The organism is Lutimonas sp., from assembly GCF_051011215.1.
Taxonomy (GTDB): Bacteria; Bacteroidota; Bacteroidia; order Flavobacteriales; family Flavobacteriaceae; genus Lutimonas.
Map to the genome: position 1 here is coordinate 20,706 of NZ_JBPCUJ010000160.1, position 17,152 is coordinate 37,857.

At 36.0% G+C, this 17,152-nt stretch carries 18 protein-coding genes; 12 read left to right on the plus strand and 6 right to left on the minus strand.

Features of this window, described 5'->3' with window-relative positions; translation table 11 throughout:
• The first annotated feature begins 7 nt into the window (after positions 1–7).
• From ACR2MV_RS15255 to ACR2MV_RS15285, 7 genes are all read left to right on the plus strand, one after another.
• Positions 8–595, plus strand: a complete 588-nt coding sequence (locus ACR2MV_RS15255; RefSeq protein ID WP_434023019.1) for a Crp/Fnr family transcriptional regulator — start codon at positions 8–10, stop codon at positions 593–595.
• A 94-nt stretch (positions 596–689) separates the two neighbouring features.
• Positions 690–1,049 carry a hypothetical protein gene (locus tag ACR2MV_RS15260; RefSeq protein ID WP_434023020.1) on the plus strand — a complete coding sequence of 120 codons (360 nt, stop codon included), beginning with the start codon at positions 690–692 and terminating at the stop codon, positions 1,047–1,049.
• 336 nt (positions 1,050–1,385) lie between these two features.
• Positions 1,386–1,964: a YceI family protein gene (locus ACR2MV_RS15265; protein ID WP_434023022.1), complete on the plus strand. Its 579-nt coding sequence runs from the start codon at positions 1,386–1,388 to the stop codon at positions 1,962–1,964.
• Between the two features lie 267 nt (positions 1,965–2,231).
• A complete protein-coding gene (locus tag ACR2MV_RS15270; RefSeq protein WP_434023023.1) occupies positions 2,232–2,861 on the plus strand; it encodes a hypothetical protein in 630 nt (209 codons plus the stop codon).
• Between the two features lie 249 nt (positions 2,862–3,110).
• Complete coding sequence (locus ACR2MV_RS15275) at positions 3,111–3,302, plus strand: alcohol dehydrogenase catalytic domain-containing protein (protein ID WP_434023025.1); 192 nt, start codon at positions 3,111–3,113, stop codon at positions 3,300–3,302.
• Positions 3,303–3,509: 207 nt separating this feature from the next.
• Positions 3,510–5,453 (plus strand): PQQ-binding-like beta-propeller repeat protein, encoded by a 1,944-nt coding sequence (locus ACR2MV_RS15280; protein WP_434023026.1) that lies wholly within the window; start codon positions 3,510–3,512, stop codon positions 5,451–5,453.
• Positions 5,454–6,399: 946 nt separating this feature from the next.
• The gene (locus ACR2MV_RS15285; RefSeq protein ID WP_434023028.1) at positions 6,400–6,942 is read left to right on the plus strand and encodes an SRPBCC family protein; all 543 of its coding nucleotides are present in this window, start codon (positions 6,400–6,402) and stop codon (positions 6,940–6,942) included.
• Here the strand turns inward: ACR2MV_RS15285 and ACR2MV_RS15290 are convergent.
• Both ACR2MV_RS15290 and ACR2MV_RS15295 read right to left on the minus strand, forming a co-directional pair.
• Positions 6,932–8,083 (minus strand): AGE family epimerase/isomerase, encoded by a 1,152-nt coding sequence (locus tag ACR2MV_RS15290; protein WP_434023030.1) that lies wholly within the window; start codon positions 8,081–8,083, stop codon positions 6,932–6,934. The genes ACR2MV_RS15285 and ACR2MV_RS15290 overlap by 11 nt on opposite strands.
• A 450-nt stretch (positions 8,084–8,533) precedes the next feature.
• The gene (locus ACR2MV_RS15295; protein WP_434023032.1) at positions 8,534–9,412 is read right to left on the minus strand and encodes a helix-turn-helix domain-containing protein; all 879 of its coding nucleotides are present in this window, start codon (positions 9,410–9,412) and stop codon (positions 8,534–8,536) included.
• 120 nt (positions 9,413–9,532) lie between these two features.
• Here ACR2MV_RS15295 and ACR2MV_RS15300 point away from each other — a divergent pair, with 120 nt between their 5' ends.
• Positions 9,533–9,769 carry a hypothetical protein gene (locus ACR2MV_RS15300; RefSeq protein ID WP_434023034.1) on the plus strand — a complete coding sequence of 79 codons (237 nt, stop codon included), beginning with the start codon at positions 9,533–9,535 and terminating at the stop codon, positions 9,767–9,769.
• Between the two features lie 289 nt (positions 9,770–10,058).
• Here ACR2MV_RS15300 and ACR2MV_RS15305 read toward each other — a convergent pair whose 3' ends face one another.
• A complete protein-coding gene (locus ACR2MV_RS15305; protein WP_434023036.1) occupies positions 10,059–10,370 on the minus strand; it encodes an isoamylase early set domain-containing protein in 312 nt (103 codons plus the stop codon).
• 249 nt (positions 10,371–10,619) lie between these two features.
• Here ACR2MV_RS15305 and ACR2MV_RS15310 point away from each other — a divergent pair, with 249 nt between their 5' ends.
• The 3 genes from ACR2MV_RS15310 to ACR2MV_RS15320 all read left to right on the plus strand — a co-directional run bounded on the left by ACR2MV_RS15310 (position 10,620) and on the right by ACR2MV_RS15320 (position 14,171).
• The gene (locus ACR2MV_RS15310; RefSeq protein ID WP_434023037.1) at positions 10,620–11,105 is read left to right on the plus strand and encodes an acetyl-CoA carboxylase biotin carboxyl carrier protein subunit; all 486 of its coding nucleotides are present in this window, start codon (positions 10,620–10,622) and stop codon (positions 11,103–11,105) included.
• A gap of 21 nt (positions 11,106–11,126) precedes the next feature.
• Entirely contained in the window at positions 11,127–12,566 is a 1,440-nt protein-coding gene (locus tag ACR2MV_RS15315) for an acetyl-CoA carboxylase biotin carboxylase subunit (protein ID WP_434023039.1), read from the plus strand.
• A 63-nt stretch (positions 12,567–12,629) separates the two neighbouring features.
• Positions 12,630–14,171, plus strand: coding sequence for an acyl-CoA carboxylase subunit beta (locus ACR2MV_RS15320; protein ID WP_434023040.1), 1,542 nt, complete (start codon positions 12,630–12,632; stop codon positions 14,169–14,171).
• 18 nt (positions 14,172–14,189) lie between these two features.
• On the opposite strand, the gene ACR2MV_RS15325 is transcribed toward ACR2MV_RS15320, so the two are convergent.
• The 3 genes from ACR2MV_RS15325 to tpiA all read right to left on the minus strand — a co-directional run bounded on the left by ACR2MV_RS15325 (position 14,190) and on the right by tpiA (position 16,174).
• Positions 14,190–14,471: an ATP-dependent Clp protease adaptor ClpS gene (locus tag ACR2MV_RS15325; protein WP_434023042.1), complete on the minus strand. Its 282-nt coding sequence runs from the start codon at positions 14,469–14,471 to the stop codon at positions 14,190–14,192.
• Positions 14,472–14,494: 23 nt separating this feature from the next.
• Positions 14,495–15,334: a 50S ribosomal protein L11 methyltransferase gene (gene prmA / locus ACR2MV_RS15330; protein ID WP_434023044.1), complete on the minus strand. Its 840-nt coding sequence runs from the start codon at positions 15,332–15,334 to the stop codon at positions 14,495–14,497.
• Positions 15,335–15,415: 81 nt separating this feature from the next.
• Positions 15,416–16,174 carry a triose-phosphate isomerase gene (tpiA, locus tag ACR2MV_RS15335; protein WP_434023046.1) on the minus strand — a complete coding sequence of 253 codons (759 nt, stop codon included), beginning with the start codon at positions 16,172–16,174 and terminating at the stop codon, positions 15,416–15,418.
• A 93-nt stretch (positions 16,175–16,267) separates the two neighbouring features.
• On the opposite strand from tpiA, the gene pyrF reads away from it, so the two are divergent.
• On the plus strand, positions 16,268–17,095 hold the full coding sequence (gene pyrF, locus ACR2MV_RS15340; protein WP_434023047.1) for an orotidine-5'-phosphate decarboxylase: 828 nt from the start codon (positions 16,268–16,270) through the stop codon (positions 17,093–17,095).
• The last annotated feature ends 57 nt before the right edge of the window (positions 17,096–17,152 follow it).

Below are 17,152 nucleotides of genomic sequence, written 5' to 3' on the forward strand. Positions count from 1 at the left end.
TTTTTTTATGGATAATTTTCAACCTCTCATCGATTATATCAACCGGGTAGTTCAACTGGACCCTGAAGAAGAACAATCACTTCGGAAATTTCTTTCCTTTAGAAAATTGCTGAAAGGACAATACTTTTTACAGCAAGGTGATATCTGTAAACACAGCGGATTTGTTATTAAAGGTTGTACAAAGACCTTTTATGTTGACGATGAAGGTCAGGAACATGTTGTTATGTTTTCTATTGAAGATTGGTGGACCTCTGATATGGGAAGTTTTATTACACAAAAACCCGCCGATTTCAATGTTCAATGTCTGGAAAACACTGAATTGATTTACTTTTCATTTGAAGATCAGGATCAAATGCTCAAAGAGATTCCGAAACTGGAGCGTTTCTTCAGAATTATTATCGAACGTGCCTTGGTAGCCTCTCAAAAAAGAATTGTCAGAAACATGAGTATGACCGCAAAAGATCGCTATCTCCATTTCAGAAATGTATATCCAAAAATTGAGCAACGAATTCCTCAATACTTAATTGCCTCTTACCTAGGTATTACCAAAGAATTTTTGAGCAAGATCAAAAGCCAGCTGATCTCAGAACAATAGATATTAATCTAGATTAATATCATTTAATAATCTGCTTCATTTTCTATCCTTGACTTCTGTCTGATCTTTGCAGTGTTAATTCAATACGAAAAGAATGCACGCATTAATTGAAAGGATAAGTGATCTCAACGATTTAATTATGCAAGGCCGGTTTAAGGAAGCCTTTGAGCAGTTTTACCATGATGATCTAATCTATCAATTTAATGATGAGCATCCACTTAAAGGAAAAGAAGTGATTCGGAAGCTAAAAGAAAATGAGCTGAATGACATCCTGGAGTTTAAGAGTGCAAAGCCTTTAAAGGTGACTATTGGAGAACAGTCAACCATGGTTGAATGGGAATTAAATGATCAACACAGAATACATGGAGAAAGAAATTATACGCAGGTTTCAGTCCAGGACTGGAAACAGGGATTAATTATTAAAGAAAAAATGTATTGTGGGAGCAAAAGTTAGAAAATTTGGGCAGGCTGTAATTAAATTTCAAAAAGCCGTCAAATGGATCTAAAAAAACAGAATTTAAAAAGTGAAATTATGAAAACTACATTATTCAATAACACAAGAAGAGTAAGATGGTCTGCGCATAGAACCTATGCCGTCAAATCATAAATAATAAACAACCTATAATTAAATCAATTCGTATGAAAACTGAAGTATTTAATAATAGTAAAAAAGTGCGATGGTCAGAATTTAGAAATCACGGCATCAAAACGAAGTCAAGAAAAAACCTTATCGCAGCAGTCTAAAAGAGAAACATAATACTATAAATTAACCCTAATAAAAATAATAAACATGAAAAACAGAGCACAAACAATCATAGCGGCATTGATCATTGCCACCGTAACATTTGCATTTACGAGCATTGAAGATGGAAAAAAAGAGATTAAGGTAGAAACAAGTAAAGTAACCTGGAAGGGATACAAGGTAACAGGTTCTCATGAAGGTAGTATTGCCATCAAACAAGGGGAGCTGGATTTCAAAGATGGAAAACTGAAAGGTGGATCATTTGTAATCGATATGTCAAGCATCCAAAACACTGACATGGAAGGTGAATACAAAGCCAAACTAGAAGGACACCTTAAATCAGATGATTTTTTTGGTGTTGAAAAGTTTCCAACAGCTACATTGGTTTTCAAAAAAGTGAAAAGCACAGGTAAGAACTCTTATGAAGTTACAGCCGACCTTACGATCAAAGACAAAACCAATCCCGTAACATTTGATATTTCTATCTATGGAAACAAAGCCACGGCAAACATCAAAATTGACAGAACTGAATTTGATGTTAGATATGGTTCAACCAGTTTTTTCGATGATCTTCAGGATAAGGCTATTTACGATGAATTCGATTTAGTTTCTGACCTTGAGTTCTAATTGTAATTAAATTCCTATAAAGAAGACCGCTCTCCCCCAGCGGTCTTTTTTTATTTTCAAACTTCTGTTTTAAATCCTTGGTTGCCAATCCTTTTGTTTGCGTTTGATATTTATGCTTTTTTGACTACCTTTAACTAATCAAGCCTAAATAGAAAATTTTTGAAACCGTATCTTGTCATAATTAATCATAGAACATGGATTGCTCTGATCATTTCATTCGTCACTCCATATTTATGTTTTGCCTACCATATCAATTTTGATATTGATATGACTTTGATAAGTATCGCAATGATTTTCCCATTGGTATTTACAATAAGAGGTTCTTTTAGAAGAAGAGAAAAAGCATTAGAACATCTCAGCGAATTTAGAGGAACCATTAAAGCACTGGACTATTTTTTTAGAAGTAATAAATCGCTTTCTGACGAATCAAAAATTGAAGTGAATCAATTATTGATTCAAGTGAGTAATAATTTAATGAAACAGTTGAAAAGCAACAGCACACATACCGAAGAATTAGACAAAAATATTGATGAAGTTTATGACTTTGTGGAGAGGAATGGTGATGCGATCTCAGGCAAGAGCAAGGAAAAGATCTTTAAATTAATGAAAGATTTGCATGAAACAATAGAAAACGTGCATGCCATAAATGTTCATAGGACTCCCATTAGTTTAAAAGCCTATTGTCTTATATTCATTTATATCTTCCCTTTTATTTATGCGCCTGCCATCATTAACAGGGTCGGTCCGGAACAAAATGTCTGGATCACCTACTTTATTGTCATTTTTAGTCAGTTCATTTTAATCTCCCTCTATAATATTCAAAACCAACTTGAGTATCCGTTTGACGATAAAGGTCTTGACGACATTCAACTTGATAATTTCAAAATTGATCGTTAAGATATCAAATAATGATATTTATCATTATGAATCAATTCCTTGATGACTACATTTGAGCATTATTAGTTATTATTTTAATAAAGGGACCTTGTTATGAGCGATCGGACGCATCAGCAAGGTCCCTTTATTCGTGCTTTCTATCTAAAAAATACCTATTTTTAGATTCCACGCAAATATAAGAAGGCAGCAATATCGATACATAAAGGAGGTCCTGAGGTTTTAAAGATTCAGGAGAGACCTAATCCTGTAGTGCAGTCCGGATGGATTCTTATTAAAATAAAAGCAATCGGTTTAAATCGTTCTGAGATCTTTACCAGGCAAGGGCATTCTCCAGGTGTTCATTTTCCGCGAATTCAAGGAATTGAATGTGTCGGCATTGTTGAAAATGATCCTTCCGGAAAGCTTGAAAAGGGGCAACAGGTAGCAGCCATCATGGGATGAATGGGCAGAGACTTTGACGGCAGTTATGCCGAATACGTTAGCGTACCGGAAAAAATCGTATTCCCTTTTAAAAGTAAACTTCCCTGGCAGATTCTATTATGAGCCGTTCTTTTTTAAGCTGATTAAGAGGCATTTATACTTTAATTGCGATTAGGTCGTTAAGCAATAGATCAAAAACGTAACGAACATCTCTTAAAAACATTCTTTATGATACATAGAAAAATATTCTGCATGCTCTTATTTGTGGCAATGTCACTTAACGCGCAACTCAAAGAGACCTGGTCATCTTCGTTTGAAAAGGAGGTTAACTGGCAAGTAGTTACTTCTTTAGGAAATTATATTGTTCAAACCGATTCAGGCTTGTTTGGAGTTCAAAACAATACTGGAGAAGTAATTTGGCATGATAGTAAATTCACTGACTTAAGCGAGGTAGATTTTGCGGAATTAAGCAATTCCCCATTTGCAAAAATTCAGACCAAACATGGGCTGTTTTTTATTAATATGTTTGATGGATCTACTGTATTTAATTCCTTTGACAATGGAATCAAAAAGGTGAAGGATCACTTTGTGCTCTATCGCTCAAATTCAATAGTGGTTTCAGGAAAATCTGAAGATAAAGAAAATATTGCCGTTTCAGTTGATATCGAAACAGGTAAGGTCCTTTGGCGATCTAAGGAAGATTTTGGGAAAATAGTTGATATAGTAGAACTATCTGACCAAGAACTTCTTGGAGTTACCTTATTCAAAAATATTCGTATCAATTCAATATCCGGAGAAATTCTATGGAGTGTTGCAAATACCAAAGAATCTCAGCAATTAGGTGCCATGGGCGGTATGGGTAATCTGTTACAGAAATTTGCTGAAACCGCAGTAGATACTGAAGACATTAAATTAGATTTTGCCATTCATCCTTCACTCGAATATTTTGTGATCGGTACCGAGCAAGAAAATGATAATGTAACGACCTCAAGTTCTTCTCAAAACCAGATAGTATCTTACAGTTCAACATATCGTGCGTATAGTGTTGAAAGTGGTGATCTTATTTGGAAAAAACCTGTTACTGTGAAAGGACAACTGGGGCATACGACCTGGGTCGCTGATAATTTGTTGATTATGCCGTATGGCAGAAACAATTCTAAAGTAAATTTGATCGATATTAAAACGGGGCAAGGGCTCTGGGGTAAAAAAGGAAGAGGTATTTCTATTAAAGGAGGTATCTACAGTTATACACCTACAGAAAATGGTATGCTTGTAGTCACTACAAGAAATGATAAGAATTTTTTAAATTATTTAGATACTCAGTCAGGTACATTCACATTTGATAAAACAATAAAAGTAAAAGGATATGTAGGCTATACCTTAACTACGGACAATGGTATTTTATATGCAACTGAACGTGAAATGAATATTGTCAATACATCGACGGGAGATCTATTATGGGAAAAAGATATAAAAACCAGTTATAATTTGGTAGAGCAAAAAGATGATCATTTATACATGTTTAACTTCAAAACCGGATCGATAAATGCCGTGGACCTGAACTCCGGACAAATAAGTATGTCAGGACAAACTGGAATTGATTTTAAAGAAGGGGAAGGTCCAAAGCAAATAGAAGTTAGAGATTCGGGAATTGTAATAAGTTCGGATCAAAACTTTGCTATGTATGATTATAATGGTGACCTCAGTTATCAGTCATATTATAAATCTCCCAAAGAAGAAGGCTGGAAAAGAGCTCTTTTATATGCAGGCACCATTTACGCTGGTTATGTATCCGCTGTTTCAGGAGTAGCCTCAGGAGCATTGAGTCAGGCCAGTAATCAGGTTGGCGTTCAATCTGTAGAAGGTCAGACCTATGCGGAAGTTGGAATGGCCTATAATGAAATGAGCAAGGCCGCTGGAGGTGCAGCCTCTATGGCCTTTGGAGCTGCCAACAAACGATTTAAGGCCACCAAAGAATCGCGCGACTATATCATGGTACTCACTAAAACGGATGAAGGTATCGAATTGGTCAAAATAAACAAAGACACCGGTGAAAGTGAAAAATCAATTTCCTTAGGTAAGAATAGAAAACCTAATTATGCAATTGATCTAATTGAAGGAATCGTGTATTTGGAGTTTGACAAAAACTTTATTAAACAATACCTTCTTTAAAGAATAGAACAAAAATTAAGAATGAGGCCTTCTGTGATACATAGAAGGCCTTTTTTTTAGTTAATTAAATACGTTTTCCAGCACTTATGCTAAAATTAAATGTATAATTTTTCCTTAATAAAAATATTTTTTAATTTTTCCTATATTTTTATCTTATTGATTATTAATGATTTAACTTTTTAATGTGTGAAATTATTGTTAAAATAGTACTTTGTTTTACATAGTACTGTAACATCTTTGAAGATGTGTCGTCTTATAAGTATAACCAACAAAACAATAATTATGAGAACGACAGTATTTAACAACAGTAAAAGAGTAAGATGGTCAGCACACAGAAACTATACCATCAAAGCCTAATAAGAATTTAACCTATCAAAAATACAATTATGAGAACTTCAGCATTTAAAAACAACAAAAGATCAAATTGGTCCAACAAAAGAAAATACGATTACTAAACCAATCCAAAAAACAACCTAATTCACACCTATTAAAATATCATTATGAGAACTACAATATTTAACAACAGTAAAAGAGTAAGATGGTCAGCACACAGAAACTATGCCATCAAAGCCTAATAAGAATTTAACCTATCAAAAATACAATTATGAGAACTTCAGCATTTAAAAACAACAAAAGATCCAATTGGTCTGATAAAAGAAAATACGATTATTAAAATTATATAAACCCTTTTTATAACTACCAGTTTCTTATGTTAAAAAGCAAAACAACAAATATATACTACCTTATTGGTACTGCAACTTCAAGTACCAGCAGCCCTAATTAATCCTTAGGGTTTTCTGCTTTTTGCTACTTTCCGACATCTTTTTAAACCACTACCCTTCTCAAAACCACAATTGAACCAATAATTCAAGTTATTGAGCCAATCAAGAAATAATAAGCCTTCGTTTCACCTCATCTTTGCATAGAACCTATAAAAATAGATAAGATGAAAAAATTAAGAACAGTTCGTGTTGATATTGCCATCAACAGCAGCAAAGAAGAAGTATGGGATATCCTCTTTCATAAATTTGGAGAAGTGAATGCCTTTAATCCGCTTATTGAAGGATCCCATTTAACAAAGGGATCAGAAGGAGCATTAGGATGTGAAAGACAATGTGACCTTGACAGTAAAAATTCAATTCAGGAAAAAATCGTCGCTGTACGCGATAACAGTAGCTTTGATATTGAAATCATTCAGGGAGGTCTTCCCATGATGGATAAAATGAAGGCAACTTTGGAAGCGAAGGAACTAACAAAAAACAGAACACTTGTAACCGCTATTATACATTACAATACTTCTCCGGCATTTATGGCAGGTATCATCAAGGGAAGCATGACGAAAACCTTCTTTAAGCTTTTAGTAGGACTAAAATACTATATGGAAACTGGCGAGGAAGTAACGAAACTGAAAATTGGTGACATCATGAAAACCTATAAATCAATGGATGCAAACGAATCATTTATGATGCAGGAATTTGCTACTTCATAAAATGCAATAGATAATCATAATATCGAACAGTATGATACATTGATTTCCAGAAAAAAACCAAGGGCATGTCTTTTTGAGGCGTGCCGTTGTTTTCTAAGCCAGCATACCATTCTCCTTTTTCGCTCATAAAATGATTTGAAATATACGCTATTTGCTCCATTGCCAAATTGTGGTAATGTTCATTAGCACTTATTTTATATACATTCAATAATCCCAAAACCACCTCGGCCTGTGGCCACCAAGACTTTGATTTTTCCAAGGGTATGTTCCCTTCAATGGCATTGAAAAAACCACCATTGGCTTTATCAGCGGCATTTTCAATAACCTGATCCATCATTTTAACAGCGAGTTCCTGGGTCAAAGCTATCAGCTTTTGATCATTGATTGCTTTAGCAGCTTCGCATATGACCCAGCTGAATTCAGCATTATGTCCTGCCCAGTTCTCATTTGGCATTAAATTCCATTCTTCTGAAAAACGATGAAGACACTCGTAAGAGTCCTTGTCAATAAACCGATCAATAATCATTTTAATCAAATCGTGAATCGACTCCTTAAGTTCTGATGATTTATCCTGTTGATAGATCAATACCATGGCTTCCAAGATGTGAAAATGTGTTCCAAAAGATCTTGACATAGCATTGCTTCTTGCCCAGTTCTGGTCAAATCCGTCGAGGTAAGAACCTTCTGATTCATCTCCTATATTCGCCTGAATAAAGTTCAATTGGCCTTCTATTCGTTTCAGAACTTCCGTAGACGCATGAAGATTCATATATTCCGCGAAGCCATACAAAACAAATGCCTGAGCCATATTCACATTATCTGCATCATGGCTCCATTCCATATTGTATTTTCGTGACCAATAATAACCACCTGCGGGATTCTTAAAATCGACAAGCAATGCATAAGCGGCATCCGCCAATCCTTTATATGAATCCTGTTTCAATGTCCTGGAAGCACGAGATGCGCCATAAAGAATCCTCCCCAAATACATGGCTCCCATGTCAGCCAATTTATTCGGAATAAACTCTTGGGACATCTCGGGGTAAATCTCCTTTTGATCTTTGGAAAGCATCTGTTCCATCCAAAAATTCAGATAATCTTTAAATTCTTTTTCAATTGCAATTCGGCTGGTTTTATTCATGACGCCAAGTTAATAAACAACTCTTATATGCTACAAAATAATCATATAGAAAATGTTATAAAAATCACAAAAACTGTTAACAGACATGGCGTGTCGTCAATCAAGGTTCTTATCTGCCGTACCTTTGTACCAGGTTAATAGTTTTTATTAATATTCCTGAAATTGATATATAATTTAGTATTTATTTGCCAAAATAAAAGGATTAGACACCAATTAGATTATTCAATTAAGGAAGTCCCAATCATGCTAAAAGTCATGTTCGATAGTAAATCAGGGGGAAAAAAGGTTTACTAGAATTAGGTTAAGTGCATTTGATTTTTGGTAGGTTGGGACATTTTTTAAACCTGGCATACATACCATTATGGTCTATACAAATAAACACATGGCAATTGAAATCTATCAAAATCATCTTGAAGAGGATGAAAATTGTACGATTATGCTCATCTTGCCTTATGAATTATCTTCCGATAAAAAATTTCGAAAATTACCCTCTTGAAAGCGAGGAAAAACATCCAATCCATATTCATTCTTTCCGGATTCGCCTTCCCAAATTATCCTAAGGCCCATCTGTTCACTTAAATCCATGTTATCATATCTGATTGGAATTGAGCAAAACAAATATTGCTGATTGGGTTTGTCCCTAACATATCTCAGTAACTGGCTACTGATATAAAAATTATTGTCATTACTATCTGCTGTAATGTCAAAACCAAAAAAAATAGGACGATCCAGTTTTTTATGATGTATCAAATCATTTACAGTTAAATCCTGCTCATTTATTTCCTGAGACTTCAATTTTTGATAGGCCTCCGGTCTTAATGGAAAAATAAGTGAGTGCCCTGAATAAAAACCAGAATCATCTGTGATAATCAAATTCATTTCCGGTAACAATCGCACCGCTTCTTTTATTACGGCCTTTAAAGATTTTGTGATCTTTTTGTGATATTTCATATACCGAACGATATAATCAATATCAGCATCATAATCAAGGGTTCTGATTCGTTTGGTTGCTATCTCCAAATTTCTTTTGAACCACTCGGCATGGGGAAGTTTATTGGTCAGTTGAGACAGAGAATATTTTCGTAAACTAAAATCATAATAGGTAGGAATAGGAACACTTGCGTTCAAATTCCTTACCAATTGATATGGCAACAATGTTTCCATAACGATATCCTCCTCTTTATCCGGCTTGATTAATGTTGATCCATTTTCCCATCGTTGTACGGTTCTGATATCCACATTTAAGCGGGACGCGAATTCGGCTTGAGACATGTTCTGCAACTTCCGATAATCAATCAGCAGCTCCCCGATAACATTATATTTTTTCATTCTATGTGGCATCAAGTAAAAATAAGGAAAATATCCCCTACAAACAATTTCAATGTAAAGACATCGCATGTCGGCATGCGATAGACCTGATGCCCTTACCTTTGTATAAAATTAATAATTATGATCCGAGAATTACTTACCGATATAGAGATCGATGTGAAGTATAAAATTTATACAGAACAGAAAAATCTGGCAGCGGTAAAGAACTTGAAAGAACTTCTCAATCAAATCGATCATGAGGTTGAGGTTGTACCTATAAAGGATAAGGAAAAATTATCCAAGTTGTTGGTTTCGTTAAAAGGTCAAGCCCTGAGTGATAATGAACATCGAATGGTTGAGAAGCTAATCAAGAATTAATAATTGAAAAAGGAAAAGTTCCCGATTGTAAGTATCGGAAGCACACATTTAACAACTTAAATGCAGAAGGCAGGATCAGTCTAGTGAGGGGTTATTAAGATGAAGAGCTCCTGCCATTGAAGATGAAGCGGAAAATAAGGTTTGAATGTGATGTTCTAAAAGGTCTCTGAAAAGAGGCCTTTTTTTTTGCTAACTGTGATCTGGACATAAAAAAAGCGGGTTCATGAATAAATCAAGCCCCCGCTGGTGCAAATATTAAGCAATATCTTAATGAATGTAACCGAGAAAATTACAGACTAACAACGAAGTTGTCTTCAGCATCGATACCGTTATTTACATAACTATCAGCTGCTTGGTCATTCTCCCATTTTGTTTCATCAATTAAATACTTAAACTGGTAACTTTTAGAAGTTTCAAGATCTAATGTTGCTTTGTGGGATCCGTTTTTGAATTTTTTCAAATCTATCGCCTCTTCAACATTCCAATCATTAAAATCTCCCAATAATTGAACTTTTGCTGCGTTAAAAGCCTCTTCTTTAGTTAAAGAAAAAGTTACTTTACAAACTGGTTTGCTCTTTAAAAATTGTTTTTTAATACTCATGACAGTAGTTTTATATTTTGGAACAAAAATAAAAACAATCACCTTATAAAAAGAACAACTTTTTTGCCCTATTTATGTACTATATTAACCCTTAGATTTCCGAATATTTAATTGAAGGTTAATTTTACATAAAATATATATCCTAAATACCAGGGAATTCTACATTCAACTAACTAAAAATCTTTTGATTAGCTGCATTTTTGATCTATTTATTCACTATCTTTAAATGACCTTTCAACACCTCCTTCTATGAAAAAACCATCTAAAGCCTTGGTTAATAAGCATCAGGAATTTAGTTTTAACCCAAAAGCCCTAGATCAATCCGACATTCAAAAAATTGAAGAAAATGAATTTCATCTGATTCATGAAAACAAATCATATCGTGCGAAATTAATTGAATCTAACTTTCTCGATCGAAGCTATTGCCTGCAAATCAATTCCTCCATTTATTCAGTCAAAATAAAAAGACCCATCGATGATGTAATTGAAAAAATGGGATATTCTGACGGATCCTCAAAGATCATTAACTCCATCAATGCGCCGATGCCTGGTATCATCATTGATATAAAAGTCAAAGAGGGGCAAACTGTGAAAGAAGGAGATACCCTATTGATTCTGGAAGCAATGAAAATGGAGAATGCGATTCTCTCCCCCAAAGACGCAAGCATCAAAAAAATTCATACTGATGTGGGTGACACTGTGGATAAAAATAAGCTTCTAATTGACTTCAAATAAGTTTTCCAAAATATTGTAATTATGAGAAAAATCCTAATCGCGAACAGAGGAGAAATCGCATTGCGCATTATGAAAACTGCCAAGCGAATGGGCATCAAAACGGTGGCTATCTATTCGACCATAGATAGAAATTCACCGCATGTTCTTTATGCAGACGAAGCCATTCATATTGGCGATAACCCTTCAAATAAAAGCTATCTATTAGGAGATAAAATCATCGAAAAAGCTGTTGAGTCAGGAGTTGATGCTATTCATCCCGGCTATGGTTTTCTAAGTGAGAATGAGCAATTTGCCAAGGCGGTGGAAGACCATAATATCATCTTTATTGGCCCTGGTCATCATGCGATCAAAATGATGGGAGACAAACTGGCCGCAAAAGAAGCCGTAAAGAAATTTGACATCCCAATGGTTCCTGGAATTGATCGCGCAGTCACAGATCTTGACATCGCAAAAAAAACAGCGGATCAAATTGGCTACCCTGTCCTGATTAAAGCTGCTGCCGGAGGTGGGGGAAAAGGAATGAGAGTTGTGAAATCCTCAAAAGATATTGAATCACAAATGGAAAGAGCCATTAGTGAGGCCCAATCCGCCTTTGGCGACGGTTCTGTTTTTGTGGAAAAATATGTAGGGTCTCCCAGGCATATTGAATTTCAGATCATGGCTGATAATTATGGCAACATCATACACCTGTTCGAACGAGAATGCAGTATTCAAAGAAGGCATCAAAAAGTAGTTGAAGAAGCACCTTCCTCACTATTGTCAGAAGAACTTCGAAACACGATGGGTGAGGCAGCCATCAAAGTAGCGAAAGCCTGTGACTACCGGGGAGCGGGCACTGTTGAATTTTTAATGGATGCTGACATGAATTTTTATTTCCTGGAGATGAACACCCGCCTGCAGGTTGAACATCCGGTAACCGAATTTATTACTGGATTAGACCTTGTTGAAGAACAGATTAAAATTGCTCGAGGTGAAAAGCTTTCCCTCGATCAAAACAGTGTTCAGCTCAATGGGCATGCCCTCGAACTGAGAGTATATGCCGAAGACTCTATGAACAACTTTTTACCGAATATTGGAACACTGAGTAGGTATCGCATTCCTCACGGAAAAAACATCAGGCTTGATGATGGTTATAAAGAAGGGATGGAAATTCCCATATATTACGATCCTATGATTTCTAAATTAATAACCTATGGCAGTGATCGTGACGAAGCGATTCAATTAATGATTCAAGCGATTGATAGTTACGTAATTGAAGGCGTTGAAACGACCTTGCCTTTTGGCAAGTATGTCTGTGAAGATACAGCATTTAGAGAAGGTCATTTTGACACCAATTTCGTAGCAAATTTCTTTGATCCCGATGCTTTAAGAATGGAGAAAGAAAAAGAGGCCGAAATTGCCGCTTTACTTGCTTTAAAACTATATCGAAAAGAAGAAACTCAATTGAGAACTCCAAATTAGCACTTTACGTCGCAACGACAAGTTATACTATCAAATAGATCCCATTAATAAAATATCATCGACATGAAAGAAAAGCAACAACAATTATTGCAAAAAATGGCTGAAGCCAGATTGGGAGGTGGAGAAAAACGAATCGAACGACAACATCAAAAGAAAAAACTAACTGCCAGGGAACGAATTGAATATCTTTTAGATGACGGTTCTTTTGAAGAAGTTGGAATGTTAGTGACACATAGAAGTACCGATTTTGGCATGGAAAATCAGTTGTTCTATGGAGATGGAGTTGTTACGGGCTATGGAACAATTGAAGGAAGAATGATCTATATTTTTGCCCAAGACTTTACAGTTTTTGGAGGGGCTCTATCTGAGACTCATGCTGAAAAAATTTGTAAAATCATGGATCTTGCCGTGAAAATGGGGGCTCCGGTTATCGGTCTGAACGATTCTGGTGGAGCCAGAATTCAAGAAGGAGTGCGGTCTCTCGGAGGCTATGCCGATATCTTCTATCGAAATGTACAAGCCTCTGGTGTAGTCCCTCAGATTTCAGCAATCATGGGTCCTTGCGCTGGTGGAGCCGTCTACTCACCTGCCATGACTGATTTTACCATCATGGTTGAAGAAACAAGTTATATGTTCGTCACAGGGCCAAATGTTGTAAAAACGGTTACCAATGAAACGGTCAGCTCTGAAGAATTAGGAGGAGCATCAACACATTCAACCAAGTCGGGAGTTACACATGTAACTGCTGCCAATGACCTGGCATGTTTAGAAAGTCTCAAAAAATTGCTTAGCTATATCCCTCAAAATAATCAGCTCACTACGCCAAAAGTACCCTTTGAACTGGGCGATGAAATAAGGGAATCTTTAGAAGATATTATTCCAGATGACACCCATAAACCCTATGATATGAGACTTGTGATCAATGGTATTTGCGATCGTGATTCTTTTTATGAAATACATAAAGATTACGCCGAGAACATTGTTGTCGGATTTAGCAGGCTGGCGGGAAGAAGTATTGGTATTATCGCAAATCAACCCATGAGTCTCGCCGGTGTACTGGATGTTAACAGCTCAAAAAAAGCAGCGCGTTTTACTCGATTTTGTGATAGTTTTAATATTCCCTTACTGGTATTGGTAGACGTTCCTGGGTTTTTACCCGGTACAGATCAGGAATGGAGAGGAATCATTGTTGATGGGGCGAAACTATTATATGCCTTAAGCGAAGCCACTGTACCCCGTGTTACGGTCATCACGAGAAAAGCGTATGGCGGAGCATATGATGTCATGAATTCAAAACACATCGGAGCTGACATGAATTTTGCCTGGCCAAGTGCTGAAATCGCAGTTATGGGAGCCAAAGGAGCCAGCGAGATAATTTTCAAAAAAGAGATAGCAGAGGCAAAGGATTCAGAAGCAAAATGGAAAGAAAAAGAGGCGGAATATGCCTTTAAATTCTCAGACCCATACCGAGCCGCAAGAAGAGGTTTTATAGACGAGGTGATTTTCCCAAAAGAGACGAGAAGAAAATTAATTAAGGCTTTTTCAATGCTGGAAAATAAACAAGTGGAAGGACCTAAAAGAAAACATGGAAACATCCCTCTTTAACCTTCAGAAGAAATAGTATTAAACAATTTCAGCACTCAAACCCCTTTGTAGCAGTTGTGTGCATCTTGGTTTTAATTCTTCAAATTCACCGGTTTTAACGGCACATTTACCTTTATAATGTACTAAATAAGTGCATTGTTCAGCTTGTTCCAAAGTATGATCGCAAACTTCAATCAGAGAATCGATGACAAAATCAAAAGTGTTGACATCGTCATTAAACAATAAAATTTCAAACTTATCTGCCTCCTGCTCTGCAACATCAAAAGCCTCTTGTGTTTTTTCTTTTGTTGAATATATCATGTGATTTAGATTCAATTCTTGGGCTAATTTACATATTTTAATCCAACCCAATTATTTCTTACTAATTTCTTATCAAAAACAAGACCGTTTTTCTGGGCTGATTTGTTGATCATTTCCTCATCTTCGGTATAAAACCCACTTAGCAATAAGACCCCGTCTCTTTTCAAACTTGCCTTATAAGTAGCCATGTCGGCCAAGAGAATATTTCTATTGATATTCGCAATAATCAAATCGTATTTATTTGGCTTCAACAGACTTGCATCCCCTTCAAATACCGAAATTGTTTTGCACTTATTGCGTTCAACATTTTCTAAAGAATTCTCATAACACCAATTATCAATGTCTATGGCGTCTATCCTTGAAGCTCCCTTCATCTCGGCAAAGATGGCCAAGATCCCTGTGCCACATCCCATATCGAGAACCTCCTTACCTTCAAGGTTCATGGCATTTAAATGTTTTACCATCAGGTGTGTTGTTTCATGATGACCCGTCCCGAAGCTCATTTTAGGCTCGATTACAATATCGTACTTCAAACCAGGGTCTGCATGAAACGGAGCCCGAATACTTACCTGATCGTCCACAACAATCGGTTCAAAATTCTTTTCCCATTCTTCATTCCAATTGACCTGTTCAATCTCTTTAACTTCGTATGAAAAATGAACCTCATCCGATTGTAGAATTTGAATATCTGATAGTAGCGCGGCGTCCCAATCAGCTTTTTGTATATAAGCTACGATCCCATCAGGATTTTCTGTAAAACTTTCGAATCCGACGGCTCCCAATTCTGCAATGAGTATATCAATAGACGTTTGCAAGTCCAAACTTCCTGAATCAATCTTAAAAAAACACCCTACATAATTCATATACTCGTATTTAAAAAATCTGTGATGTCCACTTTAAAAAAGAGACATCACAGATGTATTAAGGATCTAAATTCTATTAATTTATATGGCCTTGATAATGGCGCTAAAGTCATCTACATTTAAGGCAGCTCCTCCAATCAATCCACCATCAACATCATTTTTCGAGAATATCTCTTCTGCATTTCCTGGTTTAACACTTCCTCCGTAAAGAATTGAAACCTCTTCTGAAACATCACTAAGGTATCTTTCTGCCACTAACTCTCTGATAAAAGCATGCATTTCCTGTGCCTGATCAGGAGTAGCTGTTTCACCAGTTCCAATAGCCCAAACAGGTTCGTAAGCCAATACAATTTTAGACCATGCATCTGAATCTAAATGAAAAAGAGCATTCTTAATCTGAGACTCTACTACCTTAAAGTGATTACCACTTTTTCTATCTTCTAGAACCTCTCCAAAACAGAAAATTACTTCCAACCCATTGTTTAAAGCTGCATCCACTTTTTTAGCAAGTAAGGCATCATCTTCCCCAAAATATTCTCTCCTTTCAGAATGTCCGAGAATGACAGTATTTACATAAATACTCGTTAGCATATCTGCCGAAATTTCACCCGTATAGGCTCCGCTGGCTTCCTGATGCATGTTCTGAGCAGCTACTTCTATGGCTGATTTTTTCGTCATTTTTGACGCTTTCTGTAAGTTGACAAAAGTTGGTGAAATGATCACACGCGTGTTATCTAAAGAAAGTTCTTTTACAGCATTTTTTAATTCTTTGACCAAGCCCTTTGTTTCTTTATAGGTCTTGTTCATTTTCCAGTTTCCTGCTACGATCTTAGTTCTCATTAAATTGGTTTTTTGGTTGAAATTAAAATGAAATACAAAGATAACCTAAACTGATAAATTGATTACTTTTGCTGCAATCAATTTTCAAAAAAAATGACAAAAGAACAGCTAGTAAGTCAGATCAAATCGAAAAAATCATTTTTATGTATTGGGCTTGATGTAGATCTGGATAAAATACCTCCTCATCTGTTGGCTACCGAAGATCCTATTTTTGAGTTTAACAAAGCTATTATTGATGCAACACATGAACTTGCCGTAGCTTATAAACCAAATACAGCCTTTTACGAAGCTTATGGAATCAAAGGTTGGAAAAGTCTTGAAAAAACAATTGATTATTTAAATAAAAACTATCCTGAAGTCTTTAGTATAGCAGATGCCAAACGCGGGGACATTGGCAATACATCTACCCGATATGCACAGGCTTTTTTCCAGGACATGAGTTTTGATTCTGTCACAGTGGCTCCATATATGGGCAGTGACTCTGTAGAGCCTTTTTTGGCTTTTAAAGACAAGTTTACCATTATGCTTGCCCTTACGTCCAATAAAGGAGGGCTTGATTTCCAATTGCTCGAGGACCAGCAAGAAACTACTCTTTATGAAAAAGTAATAGAGACCTCTCTTTCATGGAATAACAGTGAGCAATTAATGTACGTTGTCGGCGCCACCCGACCTGAATTTTTTCGAAAAATCAGAAAAATTGTCCCGGATCATTTTCTTCTTGTTCCAGGAGTTGGCGCACAAGGAGGTGATTTGCAAGGGGTTTGTAAATTCGGTATCAATAAAGACATCGGACTTCTTGTTAATTCTTCACGTGGAATAATCTATGCCTCGGCAGCAGCAGATTTTGCTGAGAAAGCCAGAGAAAAGGCCCTTGAATTACAAAAAGAAATGGCTGAGATTCTTATTGAAAATGGAATCTAATCATTAATTGATTTAAAATTTCCGAGTGCTTTGATCAAAAAGTTATGAAGTCCAACC